The 16,755-nt window shown below is 55.3% G+C and carries 25 protein-coding genes; 13 read left to right on the top strand and 12 right to left on the bottom strand.

From position 1 onward, the window contains the following. The first annotated feature begins 10 nt into the window (after window positions 1-10). The gene (locus HKD27_RS08915; RefSeq protein ID WP_194689240.1) at window positions 11-1,045 is read left to right on the top strand and encodes a hypothetical protein; all 1,035 of its coding nucleotides are present in this window, start codon (window positions 11-13) and stop codon (window positions 1,043-1,045) included. Between the two features lie 63 nt (window positions 1,046-1,108). After that, window positions 1,109-1,705, top strand: a complete 597-nt coding sequence (locus HKD27_RS08910) for a hypothetical protein (protein ID WP_194689239.1) — start codon at window positions 1,109-1,111, stop codon at window positions 1,703-1,705. Window positions 1,706-1,870: 165 nt separating this feature from the next. Here the strand turns inward: HKD27_RS08910 and HKD27_RS08905 are convergent, their stop codons facing one another. The 5 genes from HKD27_RS08905 to HKD27_RS08885 all read right to left on the bottom strand — a co-directional run bounded on the left by HKD27_RS08905 (window position 1,871) and on the right by HKD27_RS08885 (window position 6,925). Continuing rightward, window positions 1,871-2,983, bottom strand: a complete 1,113-nt coding sequence (locus HKD27_RS08905; protein WP_194689238.1) for a sulfotransferase family 2 domain-containing protein — start codon at window positions 2,981-2,983, stop codon at window positions 1,871-1,873. 595 nt (window positions 2,984-3,578) lie between these two features. Continuing rightward, window positions 3,579-5,084, bottom strand: a complete 1,506-nt coding sequence (locus tag HKD27_RS08900) for a DnaB-like helicase C-terminal domain-containing protein (RefSeq protein ID WP_194689237.1) — start codon at window positions 5,082-5,084, stop codon at window positions 3,579-3,581. Further along, window positions 5,081-5,650 carry a hypothetical protein gene (locus tag HKD27_RS08895; protein ID WP_194689236.1) on the bottom strand — a complete coding sequence of 190 codons (570 nt, stop codon included), beginning with the start codon at window positions 5,648-5,650 and terminating at the stop codon, window positions 5,081-5,083. Before HKD27_RS08895 ends, HKD27_RS08900 begins: the two co-directional genes overlap by 4 nt. Continuing rightward, window positions 5,647-6,513 (bottom strand): helix-turn-helix domain-containing protein, encoded by an 867-nt coding sequence (locus HKD27_RS08890; RefSeq protein ID WP_194689235.1) that lies wholly within the window; start codon window positions 6,511-6,513, stop codon window positions 5,647-5,649. The genes HKD27_RS08895 and HKD27_RS08890 overlap by 4 nt, the downstream gene beginning before the upstream one ends. Before the next feature lie 118 nt (window positions 6,514-6,631). Continuing rightward, window positions 6,632-6,925, bottom strand: coding sequence for a hypothetical protein (locus HKD27_RS08885; RefSeq protein WP_194265425.1), 294 nt, complete (start codon window positions 6,923-6,925; stop codon window positions 6,632-6,634). Window positions 6,926-7,047: 122 nt separating this feature from the next. Between HKD27_RS08885 and HKD27_RS08880 the strand changes: the two genes are divergently transcribed. Further along, the gene (locus HKD27_RS08880; RefSeq protein WP_194265426.1) at window positions 7,048-7,323 is read left to right on the top strand and encodes a hypothetical protein; all 276 of its coding nucleotides are present in this window, start codon (window positions 7,048-7,050) and stop codon (window positions 7,321-7,323) included. Here HKD27_RS08880 and HKD27_RS08875 read toward each other — a convergent pair. Continuing rightward, complete coding sequence (locus tag HKD27_RS08875; RefSeq protein WP_194265427.1) at window positions 7,317-7,538, bottom strand: helix-turn-helix transcriptional regulator; 222 nt, start codon at window positions 7,536-7,538, stop codon at window positions 7,317-7,319. The two genes, HKD27_RS08880 and HKD27_RS08875, sit on opposite strands and share 7 nt — an antisense overlap. A gap of 83 nt (window positions 7,539-7,621) precedes the next feature. Here HKD27_RS08875 and HKD27_RS08870 point away from each other — a divergent pair, with 83 nt between their 5' ends. After that, window positions 7,622-8,278, top strand: coding sequence for a LexA family transcriptional regulator (locus HKD27_RS08870; RefSeq protein WP_194689234.1), 657 nt, complete (start codon window positions 7,622-7,624; stop codon window positions 8,276-8,278). A gap of 11 nt (window positions 8,279-8,289) precedes the next feature. Here the strand turns inward: HKD27_RS08870 and HKD27_RS08865 are convergent, their stop codons facing one another. Together HKD27_RS08865 and HKD27_RS08860 are read right to left on the bottom strand one after the other, a co-directional pair. Continuing rightward, complete coding sequence (locus HKD27_RS08865; RefSeq protein ID WP_194689233.1) at window positions 8,290-8,853, bottom strand: PIN domain-containing protein; 564 nt, start codon at window positions 8,851-8,853, stop codon at window positions 8,290-8,292. After that, window positions 8,854-9,315 carry a helix-turn-helix domain-containing protein gene (locus tag HKD27_RS08860; protein ID WP_228518425.1) on the bottom strand — a complete coding sequence of 154 codons (462 nt, stop codon included), beginning with the start codon at window positions 9,313-9,315 and terminating at the stop codon, window positions 8,854-8,856. A gap of 277 nt (window positions 9,316-9,592) precedes the next feature. Here HKD27_RS08860 and HKD27_RS08855 point away from each other — a divergent pair, with 277 nt between their 5' ends. Next, on the top strand, window positions 9,593-10,189 hold the full coding sequence (locus tag HKD27_RS08855) for a hypothetical protein (protein WP_194689231.1): 597 nt from the start codon (window positions 9,593-9,595) through the stop codon (window positions 10,187-10,189). A gap of 18 nt (window positions 10,190-10,207) precedes the next feature. Here HKD27_RS08855 and HKD27_RS16755 read toward each other — a convergent pair whose 3' ends face one another. The 4 genes from HKD27_RS16755 to HKD27_RS08835 all read right to left on the bottom strand — a co-directional run bounded on the left by HKD27_RS16755 (window position 10,208) and on the right by HKD27_RS08835 (window position 12,426). Next, entirely contained in the window at window positions 10,208-10,426 is a 219-nt protein-coding gene (locus HKD27_RS16755) for a KTSC domain-containing protein (RefSeq protein ID WP_194689230.1), read from the bottom strand. 65 nt (window positions 10,427-10,491) lie between these two features. Further along, window positions 10,492-10,956 carry a type II toxin-antitoxin system VapC family toxin gene (locus HKD27_RS08845; protein WP_370544257.1) on the bottom strand — a complete coding sequence of 155 codons (465 nt, stop codon included), beginning with the start codon at window positions 10,954-10,956 and terminating at the stop codon, window positions 10,492-10,494. Between the two features lie 62 nt (window positions 10,957-11,018). Continuing rightward, on the bottom strand, window positions 11,019-11,750 hold the full coding sequence (locus HKD27_RS08840) for a hypothetical protein (protein WP_194689228.1): 732 nt from the start codon (window positions 11,748-11,750) through the stop codon (window positions 11,019-11,021). Between the two features lie 214 nt (window positions 11,751-11,964). Then, on the bottom strand, window positions 11,965-12,426 hold the full coding sequence (locus tag HKD27_RS08835) for an Arc family DNA-binding protein (RefSeq protein WP_194689227.1): 462 nt from the start codon (window positions 12,424-12,426) through the stop codon (window positions 11,965-11,967). Window positions 12,427-12,460: 34 nt separating this feature from the next. Here HKD27_RS08835 and HKD27_RS08830 point away from each other — a divergent pair, with 34 nt between their 5' ends. From HKD27_RS08830 to HKD27_RS08795, 8 genes are all read left to right on the top strand, one after another. Next, the gene (locus tag HKD27_RS08830; protein WP_194689226.1) at window positions 12,461-12,688 is read left to right on the top strand and encodes an Arc family DNA-binding protein; all 228 of its coding nucleotides are present in this window, start codon (window positions 12,461-12,463) and stop codon (window positions 12,686-12,688) included. Then, window positions 12,675-13,154: a hypothetical protein gene (locus HKD27_RS08825; protein WP_194689225.1), complete on the top strand. Its 480-nt coding sequence runs from the start codon at window positions 12,675-12,677 to the stop codon at window positions 13,152-13,154. Before HKD27_RS08830 ends, HKD27_RS08825 begins: the two co-directional genes overlap by 14 nt. Continuing rightward, complete coding sequence (locus tag HKD27_RS08820; RefSeq protein WP_194689224.1) at window positions 13,151-13,876, top strand: phage regulatory protein/antirepressor Ant; 726 nt, start codon at window positions 13,151-13,153, stop codon at window positions 13,874-13,876. The genes HKD27_RS08825 and HKD27_RS08820 overlap by 4 nt, the downstream gene beginning before the upstream one ends. Beyond that, window positions 13,873-14,223 carry a hypothetical protein gene (locus tag HKD27_RS08815; protein ID WP_194689223.1) on the top strand — a complete coding sequence of 117 codons (351 nt, stop codon included), beginning with the start codon at window positions 13,873-13,875 and terminating at the stop codon, window positions 14,221-14,223. The genes HKD27_RS08820 and HKD27_RS08815 overlap by 4 nt, the downstream gene beginning before the upstream one ends. A gap of 262 nt (window positions 14,224-14,485) precedes the next feature. Beyond that, window positions 14,486-14,743 (top strand): hypothetical protein, encoded by a 258-nt coding sequence (locus HKD27_RS08810; protein ID WP_172493347.1) that lies wholly within the window; start codon window positions 14,486-14,488, stop codon window positions 14,741-14,743. A 42-nt stretch (window positions 14,744-14,785) separates the two neighbouring features. After that, on the top strand, window positions 14,786-15,919 hold the full coding sequence (locus HKD27_RS08805) for a hypothetical protein (protein WP_194689222.1): 1,134 nt from the start codon (window positions 14,786-14,788) through the stop codon (window positions 15,917-15,919). 74 nt (window positions 15,920-15,993) lie between these two features. Continuing rightward, window positions 15,994-16,203 carry a hypothetical protein gene (locus tag HKD27_RS08800; RefSeq protein ID WP_194689221.1) on the top strand — a complete coding sequence of 70 codons (210 nt, stop codon included), beginning with the start codon at window positions 15,994-15,996 and terminating at the stop codon, window positions 16,201-16,203. After that, window positions 16,200-16,751 carry a Rha family transcriptional regulator gene (locus HKD27_RS08795; protein WP_194689220.1) on the top strand — a complete coding sequence of 184 codons (552 nt, stop codon included), beginning with the start codon at window positions 16,200-16,202 and terminating at the stop codon, window positions 16,749-16,751. Before HKD27_RS08800 ends, HKD27_RS08795 begins: the two co-directional genes overlap by 4 nt. The last annotated feature ends 4 nt before the right edge of the window (window positions 16,752-16,755 follow it).

Raw genomic sequence — 16,755 nt, 5'->3', positions numbered from 1 at the left:
TCTTAGTGGAGTGAGCCAGTCTCGCGTCGTGGGAAGTGGACTTGGAAGTGAGGGTGAATTTCCCTCAAATTTTAAAGAAAATCATTTAGAGGGAATCACCATTTTGTCTAAGAAAATCAGCATTTTATCGACAAATTCATCCCAAGAGAGAATCACCCAAAAACGACAGCAGCCAATGCTTTTTTCTGCCATGGAGGCTGAGGAAGAAGCTCTGGGAATGGGCGTTCTATCCGATGGAACGCCGTATCTTAATCAGCGCGGTCTGGCCACCTTATGTGGTGTGCAAAATGCGCATATCGGTACGATCAGTTCCCAATGGAATGAGATCCGTTATAAGCCACGAATCATCGCGATTCGTAATCTTCTCTCAGAAGATGGCGAGGCAGCACCTGATAGTCCTCACATTGAAGTCCCTCATGCCGGAAAAACCCACTACTGCTATCCAGTAGGGGTCTGTTTGGCGATACTGCAATATTATGCATTTGGCGCAGGCCCAAATTGCCAACATGAAGCGCAGAGCAACTTCCGCAAGTTAGCGGGAAGCAAGCTGACGGAAGAGATTTATCGTCGGGTCGGTTACAATCCCAATGCTGCCGAAAACATCAACCTCAAAGAATGGCACGATAGAATCGCGCTTAATCATCAGTCCGCCCCAGATGGGTTCTTCTGTGTATTCAATGAAGCTAGTACTCTGATATATGAGATGATCATGTCTGGGATTCCAGTTGGCCCAAAGACTGTTCCAGATATCTCTATCGGAAAAGCATGGGCCCAATATTGGAGGGCAAATGAACTTCATATCCAGTATGGAGACACCGCAAACTTTCCTCATCGCTATCCAGATAGCCACCCTCAAGCAAGATCAAACCCCCAGACAGCTAAGTGTTATCCTTGGTCTGCTCTGGGTGCTTACCGTGAATGGTTGAGAGGTACTTACATCTCGGGCGGTCAGTTCTCCCGCTACCTACAGAACAAGTCTGCACAACTCCCTGAAGGTTCCGTGCCAAGAGCGTTGAGTAAGATTGTTCGGCGTGAAATCGATTAAGCTTCTCCCAACCCGGCTCCGGCCGGGTTTCTTTTTTGCGTGTTTGACTGAAAGCGGATCGTCATGGATTTTAGCCGGAAAATCTCTGAACTCGGGACCAAGGCAGTCAAAGCCTATCGTGAGATGTCTGGGATCAGACATGATAACGAGATCCCAGAGATTTTTCTGGGTGGTCAAATAGCGCTTGGTCTCCATACGCAATGCGGCATCCATGTCCATGTTGAGCGTCGTTACCTAGACATTCTTCAAGAATTGGGTGGATCGGTCGGACGCGAGGAAATCGATGACTTGGGCGGCCTGCGTGCTGATGTCGCAATTTACCGCGATAAAACGCCTATTGCGATCATCGAGTTGAAGATATGCGATGAGGGCGATCGTCGTGGAGCAAAAGTACTTGCCGATCTCGAAAAAATGAACCTTCTAACCAAACGATGTGCGCTCGACACGTATATTGGTATTTTGTTGACTGACCTGAGTAACGACGTGCGTTGTGCAGACCGCCGCCCTGAACTGGAGAGACTTCTAGGAGAACCGTTCAGCGAAGAGGGGCCGTTAGAGCCAGCATCCCAGGGGGCTGACTGGAACTGGCAGTTCCTTTCTGGAAAATTTTCCAGATTGGACGATACCCAACTCTTTTTCGGAGCAGGGCGCTCCTCCTAAGCGCCTCGGAGCATCTTCGTTAACGGCGAAAACGTCTACCAAAGACTTGCTCCACCGCACTGCACTGAGTCACGATCTCGGCTGCCGCGACACCCTCACTCGCTCGGGCTTCGGATCACGCAGTCCCATTTCTTCAGCGCCGCAACGCGCCAGTGGGCAAAGCAACTAGTGTTCTTCCCCGCGTGCGACGAGGTCGTAAAGCTCCTGTTCCATCGTCAGCAATTCACGAATTTTTGGTACAGATGCCTCGAACTCCTCAATGTCCTCAGTTTGGGCAATCAGGTCACTTGCGTTTCGAACAGATTGCGACTGTTCCAGGGGAGACAGCCGTAACTGTGCACGCATCCTGTCGATAAACTGAGGCAGCCGCCGGGTTGTCGCAAAGAGGTTATTTTTATGTTCGACAGCAACACGGGCACGATCGAAAATCTCCTGCTCCACTTTGGTGCTATAAACACCATCAAAGGCGAACCCCAGCATGATGGTCTGCTGACACACTTCCATCTTTGCATCGGGATGGGACAGGAAATCCGTCAGAGAGGTTTCCCGCATGAGACGCATGGTATCAGTGAAAGTTCGCGGATCTTCGCTCATGCGTCGAGAGTGCAGGAATGCTGAACGGAAGCGCGCAAGTGGATCTCGCAATACGCCTGCAAAACGATCATTAGGCGCGGCCGAATGAACCAGGATCTGCAAAGGTACATGACCACCGACAAGATCGAAATTGGCCGCTACCAAAGGATGACGGACCAGAGATTCATAACTTTCGCAATAGACCTTGGACGGCACCGAACGCGCGATGGCTTCCCATGCAGACGTACCAGCCGTCTTGGGAATATGGGTAAAAAAGATCGTCTCACTGCAACGTCGGAGCTTGCGCGCATTCAGGTACTGTTGAATGACCTGATAATGCCGGCCAGGACGCCCCTTTAAACGAAACAGTTCCCAGCGGCGAGGCTGCATGAAACAGGCGAAAACTTCATTGGCAAAAACCGGTCGCCAAGTTGCATAGATCTTTTTGAGAACGGCGTGAGATATGCCTGCAATGCGTGCCTTGTAAAGAAACAGAACCGTCGCATCAGCGATATCAATGACATAGCGATAGGTCCGTATTTCAGCCACATCCGCAACCGGCCAGTTTCCTTCTGGTAGCAAAATCCGGTCATCTCGCCTCAGATGCGATGCGACCCCGAGCCAGGCATCCTGCCACAGTGGATCCATCCAGGCAGGTTTCATATTCCCAGAGGGGGCATGAACACTCGGCTCCGCAACGTTCATGTCCGCGCCTTATCGTTTTGACGTGGAAAGTTCCATGAACGTTATATTTGCTGAATTTTAGGAAATTAAAAATCAAAATACTCCATTATTACAATATATTCCCATATAAGAACATTATAAATACATATGGAAATTATCGGTAATTTAAAATATATTTCAAAAACCCAGAATAATAACCTGAAAGATTTGTATCCATGCTGCTGAACCAGGGCTTACAGACCCATCTCAAGGTTGGTAAAGCCGTGCGGTAACGTCGGCATCATGCTTTTGCCTGCTGGCAGTTCCAACATCCGCGGATTTCTTAAGGCTTCGTCCTTAAGAAAGTCTGTATTACTCACCTCTGTCCCGGGTGGAAGCTGCGCAAGCTTTCTGGAGCCTGCGCATGGCCTCAGGCGGCATGGGAGCAGTCATCATGGACTGATACTCCATGCAGGCTGCCGTTGTCTCACGAGACGGCTGGCTATGCTGGCTGCCAGAACAGCCTGCGAGGAAGAGTGCGGCAAGTGAAGGAATGATGAAACGCATGATCTCTCTTTTGGCGGCCTTTACTTTTTAAGCGCCCGAGAAGCTACAGAGTTCAGAGATGGGACGTGAATCACCACGCCGGCCCTCTCTCATCTTCCCCCTGATCCCGGAACCAGGTCGTTGGTCCGTCGAACCACATATCCACGATCCCGCCTTTGCCGCCGCGGTTCTTGAGGATCAGGACTTCGCCCTTGCCTCGCGCCCGCTCCAGATTGGCGTCGAATTCTGCTGCCCGCTTCTGATAGACGGCGTCGCTCTCGTTTGTGTTCCGGACTACGCTGCCGTCGGCCCCGATCCGGGACTGGAGCGCATACTCCTCACGGTACAGACCAAGGATGCAGCGTGCGTCCTGCTCGATTGCACCACTCTCCCGGATATCGGACATTCCCGGGCGTCGGTCTTCCCGGTTTTCGGACTGCCGGTTGAGCTGGGAGAGGGCGATGACGGGAACCTTCAGTTCGCGCGCCATGCGGGCAATCTCGCCGCTGATCTCAGTGACCTCGTTCACCCGGTTTCCGGATCGGCGCACGGCATCGCTGCCCCGCAGCAGACCGATGTAGTCCAGCACGATGAACTTCAGGCCTTCAGGCTCTCGGGCCATGCGTCGCGCCCGGATGGCGACCTGCTGAACGCTCAGGCCTTCACGGTCATCGATCACGAGCGGAATGCGTTTGGCTTCCATACCCGCGGCGACAATGCGCTCTATGGTCTTGCCTGACACCGGCTCCGGGCCATTGGCTCCGTCGAACATGCCCGTCAGCACCGTGTCGAGGGTCAGCCCGCATCGGGCAGAGACTACACGGCCCATCAGCTCCTCGGCCGGCATCTCGCCCGTCCAGTACAGTCCGCGGCCTTCTGCAATTGCCATGCGCGTTGCAATCCCGATCCCGAGGGCTGACTTACCCATGCCTGGTCGGCCCGCGATGACGTACATCGCACCAGCACGGAAGCCGCGAATGCGCTTGTTCAGCGTCTCGTACCCGCAGTCGAGACCGGACAGGTAATTCCCGGCTTTCCAGGATGCTTCTGTCTCGGCCAACAGCGCATCGGTGGCCGCACTCGCAGTTCTTGCCTGCCGGGTGCCGTCCGTGCCAGCAGCCAGCCCCTGAAGCTGCTCCTGCATGCGGCTGATGATCGAGGACGCCGTGTCTCCCTCAAACTCGTTGGTGCCCCACAAGACGCTGCTTGCGATATCCCGAATGCCCCGTCTGGTCGCCATGTCCACGATCTCGGCGGCATAGTTCCGCAGAAGGCTGTGTGGGGCTGCCATCATGCCCGTCAGGATCTCGGTGATCGCCTTCTGGGGGCCGTACTCTGCAATCGCATCGTTGGCCTGAAAAGCACTCCGGAGTGTGACAGGATCAGCAAAGCGCCCGTTCCGGATGGCGTCTCCGCAGATCCGGTATATCTCGCCGCGATACCTGGCTGAGAAGTGCTCCGGCTTCAGGATCTCGGCGACGACGTCGAAGTCGGCATTGCGCAGCAGGATCGAGGCGAGAATCCCTTGCTCGGCCATGACGTTTTCCAGCGCAGGTGGCTGGGGCGGCTGCAGCAGTCCGTGAAGATTTTCACTCATCGGGAAACCCTCACATCCCGGGCTTCCGGAATGAAATCCTCACGCTTCGGCGCTGGACCTTCATGACCGCCTGCCGCCCAGTTCCGGCGTGCCGTGGCATAGGCCGCAAGAGCCGGCTGCTGGATGACCCGCTCGATCGCCTGACACTGCGCTTCCATTGCCGCGGCATAGCCGCTCAGATGGGCATACAGCTCGGCCGGGTAGGGCCAGAACTTGCCGGGGATGCGTCCTGAAGCGTCTGGGCCCTTCTGCAGCCATGACACGCGGGTTTCCCGGATCCACACGCCCTGGGGCAGGTCGGCACAGATCTCCGCAATCACAGCCACGGCGTCGCGGAAATCGGTCTCGCTGGCTGGCGGATTGGCCACGAACTTGCACAGCCGCGTCAGCCAGGCGCCCATCTCGGCCGGTGTGCCAGGACGCATCGACCGCCGCATGTCGGCCAGCGCCTGAACGGCTTCGTCATGGACCTGACGGCACAGGGCCGGATCCGGGTCATGCTGCCCGATGAGCTGAGCCAGAAGCGCGGAATGCGGACGAACGGCGAAGGAGAGGCTCTGGCTCATCGTCCGTCGAACTCCGGCGAGGCGAAATGCTGCTCAAGCGATCGGCCAAAGCTCTGGCGCTTCGGCGTAGCACTGGCTGGAAAGCTGCCTTTCGGCTCGAAAATCCCGGTCCAGCCGCGCTCGGTGCTGGTGTCGAGAATGGCTTCGACGTCATGGCCGGCGGTCCGGAAGGCCTCGAGTTTGCGGAGAACGCCCTGGATGGCCCGGACCGTTCGTGGAGCCTTCTTCGCCTTGCGGGTCTGGAGGTATCCGCCCCAGGCCTCGGCCGGAAGCCATGAGGGCAGGTCGAGGCTCACGGTCCGGATCTTGCCGTCGTCGTCCTGCTCGCGAAAAGTCATCGAAGTGGCTTCGGAAGCAAGCGGGGGATTTAGGGGGTTTGGGTTCTTGGATGGTTTATTTGGGTTATATATGGGTTTGGGTGCAGCTGGTGCACCCCTAAATGACGTGAGCTGCACCCCTAAGCTACCTGAGTTGCACCCCTGACTGACGTGAGATGCACCCCTGCCGGTTGTTTCCTGCACGATCTGCACCCCTGAAATGGAGTCAGCAGGAGGCACATCATCAGGCGTCAGGATGTCCATCCGCAGGCGGTAATTGACCGGTCGACGACCAGCGTGTGCGATCTTGACCCGGACGATCTCCTGATCGCCCATCTCCATGACGCCGGCGGCAATCAGGTCATCGACCTTCTTGCGTACGGTGCGCTCGCTCAGCTTCGTCATCTGAACGATCACCTCGGTGGAGGGAAAGCAGTCCTCTCCACTGGGCGTGGCGAAGTTGGCGTATGCCAGCAGGACGCTGACCGCCAACGGATCCGTGACGACCGTCTGGGCCCAAGCCCATGTCATTGCCTGCACGCTCATACGCCAGCTCTCCTGTTCCAGGCTTCAGCCCTCTCAAGGGCGAATGCAGCTTTGTCGGCACGGCAGCGGGCAACCCACTTCCAGTAGAACGCCATCTTCCGGCAGAACCATTTCCAGATCATGCAGCCTCTTTCCTGAGCGCCTTGATGCGGGCGCGCAGCAGTTCAGCCTCGGCAACGTAGCGACGTTCCTCAGCTTCCAGATGAGCCGCAAAACGCGCACGGACAGACAGCCATTCAGCGGCTTTGACCGAGCGGATTTCGCGATAAAGGCAGGCACGAACACGCCGTTCCGTCAGCCCGAGAATACGCGATGCGTCGTAAATCGCGGCTTTGAGACCACGCCCTTTCCGCCGGCTTTCGACGGTCTGGGAAACGAGGGACGCATAGTCTTCGAGAACGGTTTCGCTCATGGCCGCTTCACTCTGAACCGGCGGTTTCGTGCCTTTGGACGAGATGCTCCACAACATTGGCCTTGGCCTCCTGCAGTTTTGGGAATGTTCAGACCCGTTGAAACCGCACAGAAGGAGCAGAGGTGGAGCGTGAAGAAAGAACAGATCAGAGATCGGGGGCGGAAAAGCTGCTCGCCTGTATCGACGCAACTTTGCTTGGACTTGCCCAGCTCAGAGCCCAGGCCGGCATCTACGAGTATATTCCGGCCGCACGTCTTACGACGCGGCTCAGCGGCATCATCCTGTCGCCCACACTCCTGCCGGTTCCGCCGATCAGGCCAACAGCCCAGACCGTCGAAACCCTGCTCGACCTGCTGAGCAGGCTGCAGGAAATGGGAGCTGCCCCCGACCATTACTGACCCAGGTATCTCTGGATCATATCCTTCGACAGGATGAAATCATTCGGCGTCACACGCCCGCTGGTGTAAACAAGGATCTTGCGCATGTTTTCAGCGTCCGGACGACGCGTTCCCCGCCGCCAGTCCCCAACAATCTTGCGCAGGTTGATGCCGGACTGCCGAGCGAATTCCGCATCGGTCAGTTCGTGCTTTTTCAGATATTCATCTAGGGTCATGGACGCACACAACCATGCCGGGGACTGTTCGGTCAATAAATTAGTGACCGACACGGTCACCGGAAGTGGTTACCAATCGTGTCATGACTGATCATCCGACCAGATTGGCCGATTTCATGGCCCGTGCACGCCTGACCGACCCGGAACTGGGGCGGCGGGCGGATACGTCCAAGCAGCAGATTTTCAAGCTCCGGAAAGGCGAGCGGAAGATGTCCCGCGAATGGGCGGAACGTCTGGCGCCACATCTGGGCGTGACCTGGCCGGAACTCATGGAAGGGGACTGGCGCCTGGCTCCTGCACCCCAGAGCGGGCTTCCGCCGGCACTCCATCCCAGCATCTCCATTCCGGAATACGATCTTGCCGAAGCGGACGGAAAATCCCCCGTTGAAAAGCTGACGGTTCTGGCCCACTGGACGCTCCCGCATGAGATGGTGCGGGCTCATGCCGGCGAAGGCGCGGAACTCGGCTTCGTCCGCGTCTCTGACGATGCCATGACACCCGATTATCTGCCGACTGACCGCGTGCTGATCGACTTTGCCCACAAGGTGCCGTCACCGGCCGGTGTCTATCTGCTCTGGGATGGGGCAGGGATCGCACTGAGGCAGTTGGAGCCTCTCGTGGGGAGCATACCTGCAAGAGTCCGGGTCAGCGCCACCAGCAAGCGTTACAGCCCCTATGAGCGTCCGGCTGCTGCTCTCGCCATTATCGGCAAGGTCGTTGGAAAGTGGTCCTGGGCGTAAAGGCTTTGAGCTTACAGGTGGTCAGTCCAGTCCCGTAGGAACGCAACGGTATCCGGCAGTCCCTGTCGACTGAGAATATCCAGAAGCTCTTCTGCCGTGCAGGGAGGGTTCTTCAGGGCTGAACGCATGGCACGCACTGCTGACAGCGCCACACTGGGATCCAGGTCGAAATTACCGCGGATGAACACGTCGGGATGGATGACTTCCAGTCCATATTTTTCCAGCTCTGCTGCAGGAAAATCCTTGAGATTGAACGTCACGATCGCATCCGCCCGCGCCGCAATGGCAGCCGCTACAACGTGACGATCATCCGGATCCGGTAGGTTGATTCCGGAAACCAGCCCTTCATATCCCGTCACATTCGCATCCGGCAAAGCAGCATTCATCTGCGCCTTGACCCGGGGAAGCCGATCTTCCAGCTCAGGACGCTTCTTGAGAAGGTTTCGGCTCCATTCATCATGGATGACCTCCGTCCATTTGGGCGCATAAAGCGACGTGACCGCCAGACGCATCAACAGGTCCCGGAGGGGCGCGGGATAAAGAACGCAGGCATCCAGAACGACGATGAAGATCACTCAGTAACCCATCCCGAGTTCCTGAGCCTCAGCGGCCATGTCATCCAAAATGGCCGTCGCCTCTGCCTTGCGTGCCTGACGATAAGCCAGAAGGTCGCTGATCAGGATCCGTCGATGTGTTCCCACCTTCTCAAACGGTATTGTTCCCTTTTCAAGCAGGGAGACTAGGTGAGGGCGGGACACCCCCAGAAGGGTTGCAGCCTGCTGCGTCGTAAGAAGAGCATTTTCCGGCATGACCGAAACCGCGCGCCCATCCGCAAGGAAGGTGAGCATGTCAGTCACCATCCGCACAGCATAGGCCGGCAGCACGAAGGTCTGCCGATCATCCGCATTGTCGGTGGATGCCTCAACGCGAACACAGCCACGCCCACTGAACGTGGCGAGGGCACGGCTGGCTCCAACGAGAGCCTCCTTGTCCTGCTTCGACGCAAAGTCAGGTTTGATTGTCTTCAGCATTGCCATGGTCACGGCACTGTTCCTCCATTTTGAGGGCGATCATATAGCATATAAACGCAATAAACGAAACTCTTGTGGTTACACCGCATAGGACAAAGGCTCGTGATGAGATGGCTGTTCCCGGGAATTAACCGCGCGATTAATCCACAGAAATGGGCCTCTCCAAGGGGTGAGACCATTTTCGGGCTGACCCTGTTGTGGTTACGTCAAACTACCGGAATGTCGGGTGATTGTGGTTTTGCAATCAGCGGAAGGCCGACGACCACGAAGCAGGGGAGGTACAATGACGAGTGAAAACGCGGATTACAGCCAGAGCATCGCCAACTACGGCGCCGCAGCCGTCAAAAAGTACCGCGACATCTCCGGCATCAGGAATGACAACGAGATCCCGGAGATCTTCCTGGGCGGCCAGATCGCGATCGGGCTGCATGATGAGTTCAGGCTGCAGTGTCATGTTGAGCGGCCCTATCTTACGATCCTCAAAGAACTGGGCGGCCGCATCGATGATGAAGTAATCAGCAGTATGGGTGGTCTTCGATCTGATGTGGCACTTTATCGGGAAAGGCGGCCTTTCGCGCTCGTCGAGTTGAAGATCTGCGATGAAAGAGATGCGCGAGGCGGGAAAGTCCTGGCGGATCTCGAAAAAATGCGCCGGCTCTCAGTGAGAACCCAGATAGACACCTACCTCGGCATTCTCCTGACTGACATCAGCCGAAAAGAGTGCGCCGATCGCAGAACGATCATTGAGGAGACCCTTGGAGCCAACTTCAGTAATCATAGTTCTCTCGAACCAGCGGGTTATGGTGCGGACTGGAAGTGGCAGTTTTTGGCGGGGCGGTTTCCAAAAGAAGAAAAGAGTGACGGACCATCTCCGGCCTAAAGTGGAGCAGCCGTCTGTTCATCTTCTGGTGCTGTAACGGGGTTCGATTTGCTGCCTAACAAACTGACCAGCAGAGGAGGCATGTGTGAACTGGATCCACACGGCTGGTGGTACCCCATAATAGGTGTAGCTCTTAAGGCTTGTGCGAAATATGATTGTTAAAACGTGTGAAGTATCGTCGTAGGTGGCGTGAGAAATTGCCGTAGATCTAATGAAGTTGTGTGAAAATGTGGGCACCGGATTTCTCCATGAGCAGGAGTGTAACCGGAGCAGTTACCGAAGAGTCGTGTCAAAATAAAATTTTATTGTATTCCATCCGGATGGGCATCCAATTGCAAATCTCTTTGTTTTTGGAATGGTGGCCTAGGTAGTTTTTGGAAGGAATAGCAACGGATTTGTTTTGCGTTGCATTTATTGATCACCCCACCATCAGATGAGTATACTATATCTACGCCTTCAGCTTTCGCAGTAGCAATAATTAAGAGATCGAAGCGGAAAGAGTTTCTATTTTCAGAACCTCTATGTGTCTTTCTGAATATCTGTCCGAATTCTTCAGCGGCACGTTGCCCGAAAGCGACCACTCGCACTCGAACTTCCTGGTTCAAAATTTTCATGACATTTCGAGGATCAATAGTGCTTGCACACAACACTTCCGCAATGACTGGTGCAGGAATTATTATCTCAGAGTCATCATGATCAAGATCTTTTAATAAAAAATCAAATCTCTTTTCCAGTGAATCCAAATCATCATCTGGCGTAAAATCCACGGATGCTTTTTTGTCGCAGAACCATGAAAAGAAATTAGTATCAAAAAGGACCCTCCGAGACATTAGCGGATATCCTTTAATATTTCGGTTGCATCGTTATTTAATCCAAAGCCTCCTTCATTCAATATTTCACTTCGAATGAAGGAGAGATTGTTTTTTTGCAGTTCACGGAACGATCCCGCCTGAAAGTTTATCAACTTCCATTTTCCATCGGTTTGGCGCTGCCAGTTCCCTCGGCCACCCAACTCTACAGTTCCCCACAAATGCGGTCTCAAAGCGTGAGCCAAAACTTCCGAACAAGTAAACGAATACGTGCTTTTAGGGTCTCGTATTTGGCCGCTATAACGGCCATCTACTCGCTCTCCTAATAACGACAGCTTTCCGCGTATCGCTCCATCTTCCCAAAAAGATGGCAAATTCTCTTGAGCCTCATCACGTCCAGGAAAGGCTAGTATAACGCGGTTTTCAGGGATATTGAGTAAATGACCTTTGCCACCATCTTCGGCAATCGCATCGTTCAGCTTCTCAAAAGCTTTCCGGGCCGCACCTCCATTAGGACGACCGGCCAAATATAATCGTTCATCAGTCTTCGAACGTGCAGATGGCTCGACTTTCACCGCAGCTTGCAAAGAGCCATTTTGCAGCGAAACAAGATGCATCTCTTTATTTGCACCCAGCATACGGCTCAGTAGTTTGATATATTCTCCTGCCCTATCCAATGGCAGTTCGCTTAAGCAGAAACCGTCAATATGTAATAGCAAATCAGCCAAGCGGGGAGTGGTTTCGATATGCACGATAATGACCTCCTCGCTGCCTGAATTAGAAACTGCTAGAACATACTATGCGCAGACCTATATGATTCGCGTCAAATTATCTCATGTAGGCCGGTGCGGGCCATCATGCTTCTCCAAGAGTGGCGCTTATTGGGGCTTTCTGAGAAGCCTCCGGTCTCTAGTTTCGGAGACGCTTTGGTATTGGAGTAGTGGTCGTTTAGGTGCATCTATTTATCTAAATTGATTTAAGTCTTGCTTCCAGTATTCTTAATTTCTTATTTAAATCCTCTAACTCATTGTTGGTTTCAAGAATCTGATTTATCAAATATCCTCTATATGTACGAGATTCTATATCTTCTAATTTATTTAAATTATTAAGGGAATTAGTTAGTTCAAAAAAATCATCATTTAAAGAGTTAATTCTGAGTGAAATAAAATCAATTTCTTTTTCTATGGCGTTTCTATTGTCTTCAGGGATTACTTTTAGTTTAGGAATGCCCGCTGGAAATTCCGCGAGAGCATCTTGGAGAAGATCAATAATCGCTTGATTCATTGACATTCCACGATTTTTGGCATGCTTGCTCAGCTCATCTTTGAGAAAAGCTGGAAGGCGGATCTTCATTTGAGGGTCGGTAGCAGCCATAAATGGACCATGGTCCATTTTTTCTCTTGCATCAATAAACCACTCGTGGTTCATTTTCGTGGTCCATCATGGACCACGGGAAGGAGATATGGCAAAACATACCGATCCAAGCTTCAAACTTCGTATTCCGACGGAAGTGCTCGATCATTTACGAGAGATTGCGTCTAAGACTGAGCGAAGCATGGGAAGCTATATAGTCTTCATGCTTAGACAGGATATGCACTTTAAAAAGGCATCAGGGGCCAGTTTGGCGACCACCCCCAATGCCTTCAGCAGCGACTCTGAACAAGGAAACCACTGCGATGACGCAGAGTAGCACGTCGTGTGTGCCGGACTCAACGCCGGTACACGCTCATCAGATCAACGAGAAGCCAGTGCGCTTCTTTTGCCCGCCCAATGGCAGCGTTGATTTGCCCTGGACTTCTTATGAGGATCTTCTGTCTGCAACCGGGCTTTCCCGGCAGGCACGTCGGCATTTCCTCGAGATGACGCGCAAGGGAGAATACGGTGATGCGCTTCGCACTGTCCGTGTGCCGGGCGGACAGACCACCATTGTTCCTCATTATATCTGTCAGGGCATCATGGGAGCTCTGGAGACCGAAGGAACGTTACCCCAGCGTTTCCAAGCGCAGTATACTCTAGGGTCCTGCGCTGCTTTTCAGCAGATCCATAAAGACCTGTCTCCGAATGATCGGGCTCAGACACTCTTTGGGATCGTGGCTCGTGAGCGGGAAGAGCATTACCTCCCGGACGCTGGCATCAGTTTCGGAGGTGCGGCATGAGCGTGAACCTTATTATGGGCGGAACTGCCCCGTTGACGATGTCGAGCCGAGAGGTTGCGGAGCTGACAAGCAAGCGGCATGACCATGTGATCCGTGACATCGAAAAGATACTGGATGAGAATGAAATCGACCGCCCCAAATTTGGGGGCGTCTATCTGGACGCTAAGGGAGAGCAACGGAAATGCTACAATCTCCCCTGCGATCTGACCTACACCCTCATCGCCGGATACCGCTCTGACCTTCGCCTGAAGATCGTGCGCCGGTGGATGGAACTGGAAGCCGCCACCATCGCGCCGCCTGAAACGCCGGAGCAGCTCGCGCTGCGGGCGCTGGCCGGACTTCAGAGCGTGGTCGAGAAGCAGAAGGTCCAGCTTGCTCTGGTTCAGCCGAAGGCAGATGCGCTGGATCGCATTGCCGGTCTGGAAGGCACGTTCAACGGCACGGAAGCGGCCAAGGAACTTCAGGTCGGTCCGCAGACGCTGTTCCGCTGGATGGACACGAACGAGTGGACCTACAAGCGGGCCGGGAGTGCGAACCGGCAGGCCTATCAGAAGCGCATCAACGCCGGCGACCTGACGCACAAGACCACGATCATCGTCCGTCCGGATGGCACGGAGAAGGCGGCCGATCAGGTCCGCATCACGGCGCAGGGTCTGGTCAAGCTGGCCCGGCTCGTGCCCGGCGCGCATCTTCGGACCGGAGATGAGGGAGAGGCGGCATGATGACGCATGTCTCTTCGGGATCGGTCGTCCCGCCATCCCTCATGGCCTTGGACCAGATCGAGCAGGCCCAGCCCAATCCAGATGCAGCGTTGATTGCCAAGTGCGATCGGTTCTGCACGACGAATACGGACTGGGACCGGCTGTATGACGGTGGACAGACGCTGGATGCGGACAGTCTGGCAGGCGAGAACGTCCGGCTCATGGACGAGATCGCAGCTCTGCCGGCCAGGACGGCCTCGGGCCGGAACGCCAAGCTGAAAGCCGTGCAGGCCTTGTGGCCGGACGGTCTGGGCGAGGGGTTCGAGTTGGTTCAGTCCGTGCTCGATGACTTCCGGGCGGCTGGATAGCGCTTCCACACAGCACAGGCGGGAAGGAGTGAGAGAGGCTCCGCGCCTTCCCGTCAAAGAAAGTCACCCACATGGGGACTTTATATATTGACTTAATGGTGACCTCTATGGTTACCATACGGGGTGACTGCACCCACGGAGGTCTCATGGCCACGTTTGAAGATCTGGCATTCATTGCCGCAAGCTTTCTCGCCCCAGCCTCTCTGCTGGTGTTTCTCCGCCCACTGCTTTCCATGATGGCCCTGATCGCGACGGGGCTGTCATGAGCGCCGAAGCCATGCCGAGCGGGGGCAGGACTGAACTGGTCAAGGCTATGGTGACGGATGTGATTGACCAGCTTGCACGCTGGATGGCCTCAACCGGCACGCCCGACAACCTGCCGCCCGAGATGCTGTCGATCGCCACCGTGACATCGCATCTGGCTGTTATCGCCCTGGAACGACATGGCCTGGAATTTGCAGTCGGGCTCATCACCGTTTTCGAGATGACGCTCGGCGAAATACCTGACGACGAAGACTGAACAAACCGGCCTCAACGGCCAATAAAGACAGGAAATCTGAAAATGGTTGAAACCACCACACGCCCGAACTGCGCCCAGATTACGGCTTCTGACGCTGTCCGCCCGGTCATCGAAGATCAGCTCGACGCTGCTCTGAGTGGCAGCAGCCCGCGGCTCGCGTCCGATATCGGCCGGGAATATGCAAAGGCCTGCGCTGAATGTTACGGAGCAGGCAACAGGAAGTACGAAGAACCCGGCAGTGTCAGCGACGAAGAATACGACATTCTCGATAAAAAACAGGCCGATCTCTATGACGAGATCCTGAATACTCCTCCAAGCATCGAGAGCCCGGCCGATATACTGGTCGAACTCATGGTGTGCATCTCGGACATGCGAAACAGCATGGGGCCAGCCGGCCTCGATCTGACGGACGCCATGAACAATACCGAGCGACTGGTACGTCTGCTCGGTCTGTCAGCCGGAATCTTCGGGCAAGATCTCGACGCACTCGGCGCGGATGCCTTCTGCGTGACACCGGGAGAAACACCGGACTGGATGCCCTATTACGAGGAGTATCTGGTCGAACTGGCGATCGAGAAGAAGCATGCCTTCCGTCTGACGCCGCAGGGTCTTGTAGAAATCTACGCTCAGCAAGGGCAGGGCGATGCTGCCCTGCTGCAAAAGCTCGATGCCATCAAACCTCACGCTCTCCGCTCCGTGGTTCAGGAGATGATTATCACGCGTGGTCCGGCCTTTGGGATTCCTACCCGCGTGGAAGACCTGGCCAGGCGTGAATGGTGGCTGAGTGCGCGTGCCGTCAAGACTCCCATGAGGGATGCTGGTCCGTTGCGCGTCATCTGGGCCGACAATCATATCGACGCAGAGCTTCTCCAGGTCTGCAAGGATTTCTGCCGTGTGGAGAAGGCCTGGCAGGACGCGATCAATGCCTTGCCGGGCGATGAAGGCGAAGACGAAATCAATGCCACCCTTGGTACAGAGCGTGACGTTCTGGCCATTCGTGTTCAGCGAATTCCTGCTCGGACTGAAGCGGGGTTGCGTGCAAAAGCTCAGGTCTATGACCTCTACATGAATGGCGGCTGGAACGTTGTCCTCCCGGAAAGTAGCCCGGAAATAGAACGTCCCTTGCTTGCCACATTAATCGCAGATCTCGTCCGCAAGACGGCCGGTGCGGCATGAGCCTGCGGCATATCTCTGAATGCCTGCCGCGCCTGGACTTTCCCGCGCTCACAGCCGGGATGCAGGGCAGGCTCATGGCAGAACAGACCCGGCATGCGACTGACGCAGTTTTTCTCGCCGCAGCGCGGAAGACCATGACCGATCTGGGCACAAACTGGGAACGGCGCGGCTACTCAGCCGTGCAAGTCCGGACATTCCTGAATGAGTTTATCGAGGCAGCGGCTTCCCGGCGGACCGAACTGGCTCGCGAGAAGCACATGGCCGCCATGGGAGTTGAAGCATGAACACGGATCTTTTCGCACAGACCCAATCGCTCACCATGTCCAGCCGCGAGATCGCGGAGGTCACGGGGAAGCGTCATGATAACGTTGTCCGAGACATCGAGAAGATGCTGAACGACGTTGGAGAGGGTCTCCTCAACTTTGAGGAGACCTACCGAAACGAGCAGAATGGTCAGGAATACCGCTGCTACAATCTCCCCAAGGACCTGACCATCACGCTCGTCGCCGGATACCGCTCGGATCTCCGGCTCAAGATCGTCCGGCGCTGGATGGAACTGGAAGCCGGGGGCAGCCCGGTTGCGGTCTCGTCAGCTCCTCAGCCGAAACTGGCCGGGATGGGGCGCACCTTTGCGGACATGCGCCGGATCGCCAAGCTGATGAAGCTGGACGATGCGCCAATCAAGGGCCGTCGCTCCCGGCAGATGTTACTCTGGTCAGCAGGAATTATCTCGCTGGTTAAGCAGTACATTGCGCAGAGCGCCACGCCATACGCAGCTGTCACGGCCGCCGAGGATGCGGTTCTTGTCGGGAAAGGAGCAAGCGGTGAGTGAGCCT

It is taken from the genome of Gluconobacter sp. R75690, assembly GCF_015244525.1.
Lineage (GTDB): Bacteria > Pseudomonadota > Alphaproteobacteria > Acetobacterales > Acetobacteraceae > Gluconobacter > Gluconobacter potus.
This window is presented reverse-complemented; position numbering and strand designations above follow the sequence as displayed.

Coding starts and splice junctions, on each gene's coding strand:
- HKD27_RS08910 (WP_194689239.1), top strand. CDS start 1,109: ATGGATTTTAGCCGGAAAATCTCTGAACTCGGGACCAAGGCAGTCAAA.
- HKD27_RS08905 (WP_194689238.1), bottom strand. CDS start 2,983: ATGAACGTTGCGGAGCCGAGTGTTCATGCCCCCTCTGGGAATATGAAA.
- HKD27_RS08900 (WP_194689237.1), bottom strand. CDS start 5,084: ATGAGTGAAAATCTTCACGGACTGCTGCAGCCGCCCCAGCCACCTGCG.
- HKD27_RS08895 (WP_194689236.1), bottom strand. CDS start 5,650: ATGAGCCAGAGCCTCTCCTTCGCCGTTCGTCCGCATTCCGCGCTTCTG.
- HKD27_RS08890 (WP_194689235.1), bottom strand. CDS start 6,513: ATGAGCGTGCAGGCAATGACATGGGCTTGGGCCCAGACGGTCGTCACG.
- HKD27_RS08885 (WP_194265425.1), bottom strand. CDS start 6,925: ATGAGCGAAACCGTTCTCGAAGACTATGCGTCCCTCGTTTCCCAGACC.
- HKD27_RS08875 (WP_194265427.1), bottom strand. CDS start 7,538: ATGACCCTAGATGAATATCTGAAAAAGCACGAACTGACCGATGCGGAA.
- HKD27_RS08870 (WP_194689234.1), top strand. CDS start 7,622: ATGACTGATCATCCGACCAGATTGGCCGATTTCATGGCCCGTGCACGC.
- HKD27_RS08860 (WP_228518425.1), bottom strand. CDS start 9,315: ATGGCAATGCTGAAGACAATCAAACCTGACTTTGCGTCGAAGCAGGAC.
- HKD27_RS08855 (WP_194689231.1), top strand. CDS start 9,593: ATGACGAGTGAAAACGCGGATTACAGCCAGAGCATCGCCAACTACGGC.
- HKD27_RS08835 (WP_194689227.1), bottom strand. CDS start 12,426: ATGAACCACGAGTGGTTTATTGATGCAAGAGAAAAAATGGACCATGGT.
- HKD27_RS08830 (WP_194689226.1), top strand. CDS start 12,461: ATGGCAAAACATACCGATCCAAGCTTCAAACTTCGTATTCCGACGGAA.
- HKD27_RS08825 (WP_194689225.1), top strand. CDS start 12,675: ATGACGCAGAGTAGCACGTCGTGTGTGCCGGACTCAACGCCGGTACAC.
- HKD27_RS08820 (WP_194689224.1), top strand. CDS start 13,151: ATGAGCGTGAACCTTATTATGGGCGGAACTGCCCCGTTGACGATGTCG.
- HKD27_RS08815 (WP_194689223.1), top strand. CDS start 13,873: ATGATGACGCATGTCTCTTCGGGATCGGTCGTCCCGCCATCCCTCATG.
- HKD27_RS08810 (WP_172493347.1), top strand. CDS start 14,486: ATGAGCGCCGAAGCCATGCCGAGCGGGGGCAGGACTGAACTGGTCAAG.
- HKD27_RS08805 (WP_194689222.1), top strand. CDS start 14,786: ATGGTTGAAACCACCACACGCCCGAACTGCGCCCAGATTACGGCTTCT.
- HKD27_RS08800 (WP_194689221.1), top strand. CDS start 15,994: ATGGCAGAACAGACCCGGCATGCGACTGACGCAGTTTTTCTCGCCGCA.
- HKD27_RS08795 (WP_194689220.1), top strand. CDS start 16,200: ATGAACACGGATCTTTTCGCACAGACCCAATCGCTCACCATGTCCAGC.